Annotated in this window: 9 protein-coding genes; 3 read left to right on the top strand and 6 right to left on the bottom strand. The window is 67.4% G+C overall.

All coding sequences use genetic code 11. The features are described 5' to 3' along the window. Positions 1 to 40: 40 nt before the first annotated feature. Positions 41 to 559 carry a dUTP diphosphatase gene (dut, locus tag AC1DEY_RS17340; RefSeq protein WP_441409861.1) on the bottom strand — a complete coding sequence of 173 codons (519 nt, stop codon included), beginning with the start codon at positions 557 to 559 and terminating at the stop codon, positions 41 to 43. A 210-nt stretch (positions 560 to 769) separates the two neighbouring features. On the opposite strand from dut, the gene AC1DEY_RS17335 reads away from it, so the two are divergent. After that, the gene (locus AC1DEY_RS17335; RefSeq protein ID WP_476869042.1) at positions 770 to 1255 is read left to right on the top strand and encodes a DUF3093 domain-containing protein; all 486 of its coding nucleotides are present in this window, start codon (positions 770 to 772) and stop codon (positions 1253 to 1255) included. Between the two features lie 121 nt (positions 1256 to 1376). Here AC1DEY_RS17335 and AC1DEY_RS17330 read toward each other — a convergent pair whose 3' ends face one another. Beyond that, positions 1377 to 1676, bottom strand: coding sequence for a DUF4193 domain-containing protein (locus AC1DEY_RS17330; RefSeq protein ID WP_091255680.1), 300 nt, complete (start codon positions 1674 to 1676; stop codon positions 1377 to 1379). Positions 1677 to 2009: 333 nt separating this feature from the next. Here AC1DEY_RS17330 and sepH point away from each other — a divergent pair, with 333 nt between their 5' ends. After that, a complete protein-coding gene (gene sepH, locus AC1DEY_RS17325) occupies positions 2010 to 3425 on the top strand; it encodes a septation protein SepH (protein WP_476869041.1) in 1416 nt (471 codons plus the stop codon). Between the two features lie 261 nt (positions 3426 to 3686). Here sepH and AC1DEY_RS17320 read toward each other — a convergent pair whose 3' ends face one another. The 3 genes from AC1DEY_RS17320 to AC1DEY_RS17310 form a co-directional block, all read right to left on the bottom strand. After that, positions 3687 to 4925 carry an alkaline phosphatase family protein gene (locus tag AC1DEY_RS17320; protein WP_476869040.1) on the bottom strand — a complete coding sequence of 413 codons (1239 nt, stop codon included), beginning with the start codon at positions 4923 to 4925 and terminating at the stop codon, positions 3687 to 3689. A 52-nt stretch (positions 4926 to 4977) separates the two neighbouring features. Next, the gene (locus AC1DEY_RS17315; protein WP_441409865.1) at positions 4978 to 5721 is read right to left on the bottom strand and encodes a DUF5998 family protein; all 744 of its coding nucleotides are present in this window, start codon (positions 5719 to 5721) and stop codon (positions 4978 to 4980) included. 80 nt (positions 5722 to 5801) lie between these two features. Then, complete coding sequence (locus tag AC1DEY_RS17310; protein WP_476869039.1) at positions 5802 to 8513, bottom strand: bifunctional acetate--CoA ligase family protein/GNAT family N-acetyltransferase; 2712 nt, start codon at positions 8511 to 8513, stop codon at positions 5802 to 5804. A gap of 68 nt (positions 8514 to 8581) precedes the next feature. On the opposite strand from AC1DEY_RS17310, the gene AC1DEY_RS17305 reads away from it, so the two are divergent. Beyond that, complete coding sequence (locus AC1DEY_RS17305) at positions 8582 to 11110, top strand: DNA gyrase/topoisomerase IV subunit A (protein ID WP_476869038.1); 2529 nt, start codon at positions 8582 to 8584, stop codon at positions 11108 to 11110. A gap of 163 nt (positions 11111 to 11273) precedes the next feature. Here AC1DEY_RS17305 and AC1DEY_RS17300 read toward each other — a convergent pair whose 3' ends face one another. Further along, the gene (locus tag AC1DEY_RS17300) at positions 11274 to 11657 is read right to left on the bottom strand and encodes a VOC family protein (RefSeq protein WP_476869037.1); all 384 of its coding nucleotides are present in this window, start codon (positions 11655 to 11657) and stop codon (positions 11274 to 11276) included. Positions 11658 to 11808 lie beyond the last annotated feature (151 nt).

Here is an 11808-nt window from a genome sequence, read left to right as displayed (position 1 = left end):
CAGCGCCCGGTTGTCCCAGCGTTTAGGGMGAACCTGGGCTTCAGGCCGGTCCGCCGAAACCGCCAGTGGAGCCGAAGCCGCCCCCGCCGCGGACCGAGCCRTCGAGCTCCTCGACCGGCAGGAACTTCGCGTACTCCACGCGCTGAATGACCATCTGTGCAATTCTATCGCCGCGCCGCAGCTCGATCGCCTCGTCACGGTCAGTATTCAGCAGTGTCACCGCGATTTCTCCGCGGTAGCCGGCGTCCACCGTCCCGGGGGCGTTCACAACCGTCAGTCCGTGCTTCGTGGCGAGGCCAGAGCGTGGGTGGATGAGCGCAACAAAACCATCCGGGAGCGCAATGGCGACGCCGGTCGGAACGAGGCGGCGCTCCCCCGGCGCGAGGACGACGTCCTCGCGGGCGCGAAGGTCGGCGCCGGCGTCGCCCGGGTGCGCATACGACGGCGGCTCCAGCCCGTCGTCGAGCATTTTCAGCTGTACCGTCAAAGTGGGCGTTCCGTAGGCTGCGTCGCCGGCCGTAGGTGCGGCACTGGCGACGGCGGTGTTTTCTTCAGTCACAGTCCCTCACTCTAACGCCCGCACGTAACATCGACCTAGCCGCCGCTGGCCGCCCGCGCATGCCGCCCGCGGTGTTCACGCAGGCTTGTAGCGGCGTTCAGGGTGGCCATCAAGCGGCCTTCAAGTGGGGCGGCAGCAGCCCTGAAACGGGGTGCCCCCTCAGCAAGGGGCCGAGATGAAATACCCAGCTAAAGATGAAAAGCTGTGCCTATGCCCGAATCCAGCGCAGCTGCGCCTGCCCCGAAGAGCGCCCCGAGCGACTCCCCTGTCCTTTACGCCGAGAAGCTCTGGCCGAACTTCTGGATCTGGCTGGTGTCGGTGTTGTTCTCCAGCGCAGGGATCCTCATGCTGGCGCCCATCAGCATCTGGGCCGGCATTACCGCGGCGATCGTGATCTTCGTCGTCATCTCCGTGCTGCTGGTGCTGTCCACGCCCTCGATCACGGTCACCAGGACCACGCTGACGGTGGGCAGGGCCACGATCGAACGCGGGTTCCTGGGCAAGGCCACGGCGTTCCGGGGCAAGGAAGCCACGGCCGAGCGGGGAACGCGGCTAAATGGACTGGCATTTCTGTGTATCCGCGGCTGGGTGGATCCGGTGGTCCGGATCGAGATCGAGGACCCCTCGGATCGCACCCCCTACTGGCTCACGTCCACACGGCACCCGGAGCAACTGATCGCCGCGCTGGCCTCCTAGCTAGCTGGGCTCCTAGTTAGCTGGGCTCCTGCTCCTAGTTGTTAGTGGCCCGCGGCCCGCTTCGCACCGTCGCGGGCCCCGGGCCCCGGGATCCGGGTTCCTCTCCAGGGCTGCCGCCTGCCTAGCCCTCGCAATCCTTGCAGTACTTCAGGCCGTCCTTTTCGCGGGCAATCTGCGAACGGTGGCGGACCAGGAAGCAGGAGGCACAAGTGAATTCGTCTGCCTGGGCGGGCAGGACCCGGACCAGCAGTTCCTCCCCGGACAAGTCAGCGCCGGGAAGTTCGTAGCCTTCGGCAAGGTCGGACTCGTCTTCATCCACCACGGCGGAAGGCTTCTCTGTACGCCGCACCTTCAGGGCCTCAATGGAATCCTCACTGAGGTCTTCTTCGGTCTTGCGCGGCGCATCGTAATCGGTCGCCATTATTTGTCGCTCACACTCCGCATTCGTTCGGTTGGCTCGCCGCTCCAAGATGGCCCCGCCGGGATGGTAACCCTGGGCTCCGGGAGCGGTTCACCGATGTAACACCGGACATGCGGTTTTTGTGCCCGGTGTCGGGTCATTTTTGCTTAAGCGCCTCAGGAATGCCAGAGCCCACGGGTCTCCTCCCTGGGATCTTTTCCGTGGAGAATCCGAAACCGGCGGAAAGTCGCGGAATGTCGCGGAAAATCACGGCGCGCCAGCCGTCCTAACCCGAAATGTGTCCCGCTGGTGGCAGAGTTTCGATTGTTAGTAATGCCAGGGTGGAGGATTTGTATGCAGGATCTACGGCTTGTAGGCGTCCACGACGACGGAGAGCATCTCCTGTTGAGTGGCACCGGCGGCGAGATGTTCCAGCTGCCGATCGATGAAGCACTTCGGGTGGCTGCCAGCCGGACGGCGGCGAAGGCCGCGTCCAGCGCGGCCGCAGCTCCCATTGCCATGTCTCCGCGCGACATCCAGACGAGGATCCGCAACGGGTCAACCGCCGCCGAAGTGGCAGAGCTCTCCGGTATCCCGCTGGAGAAAGTCCAGCGCTACGAGGGACCGGTCCTTGCCGAGCGCGAGTACATTGCCCAGCAGGCCCGCAAGGTGGAAGTGGCCTCCCCCGCCCCCGGCCAGGACCTCTTCCGGTCCGTGTTCGGCGACAACCCGGCATCCCTTAACGACATGGTCGAACACCGGTTGCGGGCCTACGGCGTGGAGCCCTCAACACTGGAGTGGGACTCCTGGCGGCGCCAGGACGGCAGCTGGAACGTCGTGGCCCGTTTCGAGCCCAAGCCCGGCGGACCGGCCGGCATCGGCGAGGAGCCGCCGGCTATGTGGACCTTCCATCCCGCCCGGAAGTCCCTGCAAAACGCCAACCGCTGGGCGCAGCAGCTGAGCGAGCTGGAGCCGCTCGAAGGCCCCGTGCCGACCCGGCGCCTTACTGCCGTCTCCGACCGGCCCTTTGACTTTGAAACCGACGCCGAGGCCGCAGCCCGGACAGCGACCGGCCAGCACAGCATCATTCACCAGATGCTGCTCCAGCAGGACAGGATCCACCAGGAGCAGGACGCCGACGGGCTGCTGGACATGCTGCGTTCCCGCCGCGGCCACCGGATTGGAGTGGACGAGGACGCGGACGACGCCCTTGCCATGCTCATGGCCACCGGGGTTCCCGCAGCTCACCCCCGCCCGGCAGAGGTACCCGAGGCGCCCGAAGTTCCGCAGCCGACAGAACCGGAGTCGGCTTCCGAAACCGCCGGGGCTGACGAACCCGCTCTGGCCGAAGTTCCGACCGCGGACCCCGCACCGGCCGACGTTCCGACCGCGGAGGCCGCGCCCTCGGACACCGATGCCTTCACGCGGCGACGCGACGGCAGGCCGTCCATGATGTCCCGGCTGACCCTCGCGCCGCGCCTCCCGGAGGAGGACGATGCCCTGAAGCTGCACGACGGCGTCAGCACCGAGACCCGGGAAGTCACCATCGCAGCTTCGCAACTGCGTCCGGCGGGCAAGAGCCCCACCGCTAGCCCAGGCCTGGATGAACTGATCGGCGGCGGCACGTCCCGGCGGCAGCACCGCGAATCCAACGCCGCTGGCAGGAATGAAGCCGGCACCGACCAGCCTGAGCGCCAGCCAACCAAGCCGAAGCGCTCAAGCGTTCCCAGCTGGGACGAAATCGTCTTCGGAACCCGCAACGACCAATAAGGCAGCCGGCAACTTGGGGTGACCCCATGCTGATGGTTCGAGAAGGACGTCCGGAAGACACACCCGGCCTTGCGGGGCTCCGCGTGGCATGGGCCGCAGAGCAGGATCCCTCCCTCACGGACGACCCCGAATCACAGAGCTTTTATGCCAGGCTGGGCTTCGAGCCCGCWGGGGACCTGAACATTCTCAAGTTCTGAGCCGCCGGATCCAGGTACCTGCCGGGTGCTGGGATCGGATCGGCCGGGAATCGGGCTCCGGCAGTCAGCGCCGCGGCGCTCTCTTGCCGTCGGCYTGGAAGCACAGCAGCGGGACTTCCCGCTCGGCCTTCGTGAGGGAACCGTGCTGGCCCACGACTTCCAGGGCGGTGGGACGGACYCTGCGCGTATCGTAAAGCGCCAGGGCATCCCGAGCCGCGATCATGACRTCGCCGATCCGCAGGGCGGCCTCGGCCCGCACGTCGCCAAACAACCCGGCCCCGATCGCTTCCTCTCGGGTGAAGGCCCAAATTCTGTCTCCAAAACGGGACCGCCAGTTCGCCAGCAGCCGGKCGCGGGCGCCGTCGTCGTTTCCATCMTCCAGGTACAGGTGGACCATCCGCGGCTCGCCGGCGGTGTGCCGCACACCGGCAAGGAGCGCYGGCTCGGCGGAGTAGTCGATCCGCTGCGACTCGGGCACATCCACCATGCCGTGGTCAGCGGTCAGCARCACGGTGGTGCCCGGCGGCAGGGTGGCGTTGAGCCGGCTCACTGTGGCATCGAGTTCCTCGAGCTGGTGYTCCCACTGGGGTGACTGGCAGCCGTGGCGGTGCCCGGCCTTGTCGAGCTCGTTGACGTAGAAGTACATCAGCGAGGGCCCGGGGCCGGCCATGGCTTCGGCGGCCGCCTCGGTCCGTGCGTGGGACGTGGTTCCGGTGATGAAGCGGCCTCCGCGGAGCGCGGCCTCGGTCATGGCCGAGGTGCTGAACTGCGGGAGGCTGACGGTGGTGACATCGACGTGRCCYTCGGCCCTTTCGAARACCGTCGGGAACGGCTGCCACGTCCGCGGGTCCACGCCGGCGTCCCAGTTGCCAAGCATGTTCACCACCCGGTCCTGGTCCGGATCCAGGACGTCATAGCCCACCATGCCGTGCTGGCCGGCCGAGAGCCCGGTGCCAAAGCTTGCAAGCGACGCAGCTGTGGTGGACGGGAACGCCGAGTCCAGCGACACGGGCACCTGGCCCTGGCCGGCCTGTTGGATTCCTCGCAGGAAGGGGGTGTGGGCGATCTTTTGCTTCAACAGGTTCCGGCCCAGCCCGTCAGCCAGCACCACGCACACCCGTTTGGCGGCCGGAAGGTTCAGTTTGTTCTCGAACCCCGGGACTCCCAGGCTGGCGGCGGCGCTGGTCAGGACCTCGGCGATGGARCGCTGTCCGAACGCCGGCGCGGGSGGCARYGRGGASGTGCCGGCGGACAGCGGRACCGGCGAGGCGACGCCGGAGGCGGCCAGGGARGGAATGRGCATCGGATCWGACAGCYGATCCTGCGCGGGCTCAGGCTGGCGGAAGTGGGCCATGTCAGCGCTGGTGGCCGCGGCTGAGGCGGTTTCCGAACACGCCCATCCGCGGTCGGGGCGGCAGGCCGGGCCCAATGTGYGGGACCGGGGCCGCGGARCCGGTGTTCACTGCMCGCAAGGCGCGGGCGAAGAGCTTGGCGTCCTGCACAGCCTGCAGACCGTCCGCTTCGGCGCTGATCCGCAGGACGATGTCTTCCTGCGCGATGGTGCCGCTGTAGCCATGATCGGCCTCGCACTGCGGGTCCCCGCAGCTGGCCGGGCCCATGTCCAGGCGCTGGCCGCCGGACCAGGCAATGGAGAGCGTCAGCTCCCGSACCGGGTCGGAGGGCTTGTAGTCCTGCGGCTGGGCGTAAACGTAGCTCAGGACCACCGAGCGGATCTGGGTCACGGGAACGGACTCGGTCGACACCTGCGCGACGGTCTGCTCGCCGGCCTCGTCAAGCTGCTGGTCGTCCACGTGGGTGATGACCAGCATGTCCTCGGTCAGCACCAGGACCGTAATGTGGCGGCGGACCTCGGCGCGGTCGAAGTGAGTCTCAAGATGAACCAGGTGGGCCACGCAGTCGCGGCCGTCCAGGGCGTCGGCGACGACGTCGGCCACGAGCCGGGGGTAGAAACCGGCCTGCTGGAGGGACCCTTCCAGGCTCTGGCCCTGCGCACTGTGGTCATGGAGCCCGTGGTGGTGCGCGGTCTGGCGTCCGGGGGCGGTCGCCAGKGGCTTGGGTGTTGGAGGCTGGGAGCTCATAGTCTCCATTTTCACAGATCGGCTGGGGACTTGCTAACTGCCCGGCCCGGAATGCGGCTTAGGGCCGGGCAGCAACCGGCCTAACTGCGCATCGCCCGGCGTGCGCTGTCGGTGCGTTGGGCGGCGTTCGCGATCCTGACGTCGGCGGCAAGGATYGAGGCSCCGTCSGGCCCGGCGAGGACGGGGTTGAACTCAACCAGGGCKACCTCCGGATGGTTGTCCTTGAGCCTGGTGAGGCGGGCGGCGAGATCCTCCAGCGCCGTGRCRTCAACGGCCGGCAGGCCCTGRTACCCGAAGAGTTTCCTCGACGCCCGGGGTGCCCGGATGAAATCGTGCACATCGGAACCSGAGAGCGGCGGCACACGGTGCGCCCAGTCATCSAGCAGRTTCACGGCGTCGCCGGCCAGGCCGAAAGAGATGACCGGTCCCAGCAGCGGGTCTTCGATSGCGCGGAAGGTGCAGGCCTGCCCGACCGGCATCATCGTCTGCACTTCCAGGGACGGGGACCCGTACCGCTCAAGCGACTTGCGCATTTGCGCCACGTTGAGCCGCAGGGAGTCCGTGTCCTGGATGTCCAGCCGCACGCCGCCGAGGTCCAGCCGGTGCCGAAGKGCGGGATCYGTAGTCTTTAGYGCCACCGGCCAGCCGAGCTGCCCGGCCGCCGCTACGGCCTCCTCCGCCGTCTCGAATCCCACRGACGGGACCACCCGRATGCCGTAATGSCCCAGCAGCCGTGCGGCTGTGTCCTGGTCCAGCCGGACGAGCTGCTCGCCGCCCACCTTGCGCAGCAGYTGCTCCAGGTCCTCCCGGGCGGCGTCCGGGTGGCAGCCCTCGGGTTCCACGAAGAGGCCCTGGTCCCGGTCCAGCCACTGGGCGTACCGCACGACGGCGGCCAGTGCCGCCACCGCCGCACCCGGGTTGGAGTAGCACGGAACCGGCAGGGCGAGCACGGAGCCGTGTGGGTGCTCCGGCTCCGCACCGACCATGCCCTCCACATAGATGGACGGATCAAGAATTCCGCTGAACGCTGCCACCACGGGTTTACCGGCCGCCGCCGAACATTCAGCCAGCACGCCGGCGATCTTTTCAACCGTGAGACCTTGCGCAGGAAGCAGCGCCACCACCGCCGCGTGCACGGTGTCGGCGGTCAGGATTTCCTGCAGGCTTCGCCGCAGCGCCGGCAGCGCCCGGGACATGCCCRCATCGAGRTCAAGGTCCCCGATGATSCGTTCCACTCCGAGCCCCTGCCGGGCTGCACTGTCCGCGACCACCTTGCCCAGCGCGCGCGAGTTGCTGAAGACGGCAATTCCCGGGCCCCCGGGCAGCGGCTGGCTCGACACRATCTGGGCGACATCCATGAGCTCTTCAATGGTCTCGACCCGGATCACGCCGGCCTGGCGCATCATGGCGTCCAGCGCTTCCGGGGGCGCCAGCGTGGTGCGGACGGCATGSCCGGGCGGCAGGTTCAGGCCCATGGCGTCGGACTTGGCCACAATCACGGGCTTGGTCCGGGCGAGGCGTCGGGCCAGCCGGGAAAACTTGCGCGGGTTGCCGATCGATTCCAGGTACAGGCCCACRGCAGTGGTGTCGGCGTCGTCCTCCCAGTACTGCATCATGTCGTTGCCCGAGACGTCCGCTCGGTTGCCGGCGGAGAGGAAGGTCGAGATGCCGACSCGGCGGCGGCTGGAGGCGGCGTAGAGGGAGACMCCGATCGCGGCCGACTGGCTGAACAAGCCCAGGCCACCGCGGCGTGCCAGGGCCGGCGCCATCGAAGCGTTGAGGGACACCGCAGGGTTGGTGTTGACGATGCCCAGGGACGCCGGGCCGATCACGCGCATGCCGTTGGCACGKGCCTGCCGCACGAGTTCGCGCTGGCGSGCGAGGCCGCGTTCGCCGTCGTCCGCGTAKCCGGCGGTGGCCACCACGATYCCCTTCACTCCGGCTGCCGCGCATTCCTGGACCACCTTGGGAACCTCGTCGTACGGGACCGCGATGATGGCGAGCGTGACCTGGCCGGGGACCTCGGAGAGCCGGGCGAAGGAGAGCATGCCGGCGAGTTCCAGGGCTTCGGGGTTGATCGCATAGACCGGGCCGCTGAAKCCGCCTTCGATGACGTGCTCRAGGAGCTGGTATCCCACTTTGCCCCATTTGCGGCTGGCGCCGATTACGGCGACCGATGACGGGGCGAGCAGCTCCTGGATGCTGCGCGCCTCGGCGCGGTGCTCGCGGGATTCCATCACCGCACGGGACTTGTCGGTRGGGTCGATGTTGAACTCAAGGCTCACCACGCCGTCGTCAAAGTGGCGTTTGACGTCGTAGCCGGCATCGGAGAACACCATGAGCATCTTGCGGTTCTCCGGGAGCACTTCGGCGCTGAATTTGCGGATCCCGTTCTCGCGGGCGGCCGCGGCAAGGTGTTCGAGCAGGATGGAGCCGATGCCGCGGCCYTGGTGGGCGTCGGCRATGTTGAAGGCGACCTCGGCCTCSGCCGGGTCGTCGAGCCGGTCGTAACGGCCGATSCCGAGGATTTCGCCGCCGATGGTGATCACCAGGGCCACSCGGTCTTTGTAGTCCACCTCMGTGAAGCGTTTGAGTTCCTTGGCGGAGAGCTTGGACTTGAAGGCGAAGAAGCGCATGTAGATGGACTTCTGGGACTGGCCCACGTGGAAGGCCTGGACAGCGTCGGCATCGGAGGGGTGGATGGGGCGAACATGGGCGGTGCCGCCGTCGCGCAGGACAACATCGGCTTCCCAATATTCCGGATATACGCCGTCCGCGGGCTGATCCACCATAGGCTTAGCCTAGTCATAAACTTACGCAGTACCCGTTCAGCACTCCCTCAGAAGGACCCACCAGCCTTATGGCACGCCGCCAAACCACGCCCCCGGCAGGGGAAGCCAGCCARGATTTCACCGARAACATCGTTGATATCGATGTCACGTCCGAGATGGAAGGCTCATTCCTCGAATACGCCTATTCGGTGATCTACTCKCGGGCCCTCCCGGACGCCCGCGACGGGCTGAAGCCCGTGCAGCGACGCATYCTGTACATGATGTCCGACATGGGGCTGCGCCCGGACCGCGGCCACGTCAAGAGCGCCCGCGTGGTGGGCGAGGTCATGGGCAAGCTGCACCCGCACGGCGACGCGGCGATCTACGACGCCATGGTGCGCATGGCCCAGGACTTCTCGCTGCGGCTGCCGCTGATCGACGGACACGGCAACTTCGGCTCGCTCGACGACGGTCCCGCGGCCCCCCGCTACACCGAGGCCCGGCTGGCGGCCGCCGCCCTGACCCTCACGGACCACCTCGACGAGGACGTCGTCGACTTCGTTCCCAACTACGACAACCAGCTGACCCAGCCGGACGTGCTGCCGGCTGCGTTCCCGAACCTGCTGGTCAACGGCGCCACGGGCATCGCCGTCGGCATGGCCACGAACATGGCYCCGCACAACCTCGTGGAAGTCATCGCCGCCGCCCGGCACCTGATYGACAACCCGGACGCCACKCTTGAGGACATCATGAGGTTCGTCCCGGGACCGGAYCTGCCCACGGGCGGCCGGATCGTGGGCCTGGACGGTATCCGCGACGCCTACGCCACGGGCCGCGGCTCGTTCAAGACCCGGGCAAAGGTGGAAATCGAGCAGCTCTCGGCCCGCCGCACCGGCCTGGTGGTCACGGAACTGCCGTACATGGTGGGCCCGGAAAAGGTCATCGAGAAAATCAAGGACGCCGTCAACGGCAAGAAGCTCACCGGCATCAGCGACGTCGTGGACCTCACCGACCGCAAGCACGGCCTCCGCCTGGTCATTGAGCTCAAGAACGGTTTCAACCCCACGGCCGTGCTGCAGCAGCTCTACCGCTTCACCCCGATGGAAGACTCCTTCGGCATCAACAACGTCACGCTGGTCGAYGGCCAGCCRCAGACCCTCGGGCTGCTCCAGCTGCTTTCGGTCTACGTGGACCACCGGATCAACGTGGTCCGGCGCCGCACCGCGTTCCGGCTGGGCAAGAAGAAGGACCGCCTCCACCTGGTCGAGGGCCTCCTGGTCGCGATCGTGGACATTGACGAGGTCATCCAGATCATCCGKTCCTCCGACGAGGTTGCCGCCGCCCGGACCCGGCTGATGTCCATTTACGACCTCTCCGAAATCCAGGCCAACTACATCCTGGAACTTCGGCTGCGGCAGCTGACCAAGTATTCCCGGATCGAACTGGAGAAGGAGCAGGAGGAGCTGCGCCGGGAGATCGCCGAACTCGAAGCGATCCTGGGCTCCCCCGCACTGCTCCGCGCCCTCGTGTCGGACGAATTGGGCGAGATCGCGGAGAAGTACGGCACCCCGCGCCGGACCGTGCTGCTGGAATCCGAGGCCGTCTCCCCCACCGTGGCAGCCGCCGTGGGCGCCGCCGCCGGAGCCAAGGGCAAGGCCGCACCGCTGGCCCTTGAAATCGCCGACGATCCTTGCTGGGCCATCCTCACCGTGTCCGGACAGATCGCCCGCACCGCAAACCAGGACAGCTTGGCGGAGGCCGGCCCGCGGACCCGGCACGACGTTTTCTCCTCCGTGGTCAAGACCACCGCCCGCGGCGAGATCGCGGCCGTGACCTCGCAGGGCCGCATGCTGCGCCTGCAGGTCATGGACATGCCTGTCCTGCCGCCAACCTCGGGCACGCCGAATATGGCCGGCGGCGTACCGGCCAAGGACTTCATCACGCTCCTCAAGGGCGAGACGCTGGTGGCGTTCGCGCCGCTGGACCAGGTCCTKGCCATCGGAACAGTCCAGGGCGTGGTCAAGCGGGTGCAGCCGGACTATCCGCTGAACCGCGAGGACTGGGAAGTGATCGCCCTCAAGGACAAGGACACCGTTATTGGCGTTGCGCCCGCCGGATCCGACGACGTCGACCTCGTCTTCATCACKCGYCARGCCCAGCTGTTGCGCTTCGGCGCCTCCRCCGTCCGCCCGCAGGGACGGACCGCCGGCGGCATGGCCGGCATCAAGCTGGCCGCCGGGGACCGRGTGATGTTCTTCGGGACAGCCAGCGCCGCTGACGCCGCCGCCGTYGTGGTGACCATTGCGGGGACCGACGGCGCSCTGCCGGGCACGGCACCSGGGGCTGCGAAGGTCACCGCGCTGGAGGAATATCCGGCCAAGGGCCGGGCSACGGCGGGTGTGCGSGCTCACCGTTTCCTCAAGGGCGAGGACACTTTGCTTCTCGGCTGGGCCGGCCATGGTCCGGCCAAGGCTTCCTCCCTGGCTGGCGTGGCGCGCTCGCTCCCGGGCGAGCAYGGCCGCCGCGACGGCTCCGGAATACCGCTGTCCCAGGCGATCGACGCGATCGGACCCAGCATGGCGTGGGCAGAGGAACAGGCCGCCGGCACGGACGCGTAGCCCCACGGAGCACGCACAGGTGCGAGGACAACGCAGCCCGGCCGGAGTCGTTTTCGCGCTCCGGCCGGGCTGCGTTTCYTTRYGTTGRCTGTTTGTGATCTGGATGCGTGACCGGGCCCAGTAATCCTGGTGAGGCCTCGCCTGCATTCAGTGAACGGGCCGATTAGGGCATRTGGCTGAGGTTCAGGATGTTGCCCTCGGTGTCCAGGAACCASGCGGCGGTGCTTCCGTCCGGAGTGGYGGCGATGCCGYCCTCGGTTTTTAAGCCCGGGAAATCGTATTCCTCGAAGACGAYTCCCTTGGCGCGGAGTTCGGCAACAGTTGCCGGCAGGTCATCGACCAACCACCCGATCTGTGTGTTCTTGGCTGTTCCGGCATTGGGTGTCTGATACAGGAGGAACCCGCTTCCCCCACCGCATTTGTACTGCAGATTGTCCTCGGCATCCGGGTTTTCGGGCTCGAGCCCGAGCTTATCGCGGTAGAAATCCCGCGCACGGGTGATGTCCGCTGCCGGTAGCACTGCAACGGCTTGCACGTCCTTGAGCATGGCTATTCCCTTTCCAGGCCCGCCCCCCGGGAGGAATGATACTCCTCCCGCCGCCCAAGTACCTGTGAGCCGAACAGCGGATTCCAGCGGTCTCCAGCTGCGTGGCCTGCGCCTTTGTCCGTAGTGCGGGGGTTACTGCTTCGGCTGGCGC

The sequence above is a fragment of the Arthrobacter sp. 05T47 genome (genome assembly GCF_056395825.1).
The sequence above is the reverse complement of the archived record's forward strand: the minus strand, read 5'-3'. Positions and strand labels throughout refer to the sequence as shown.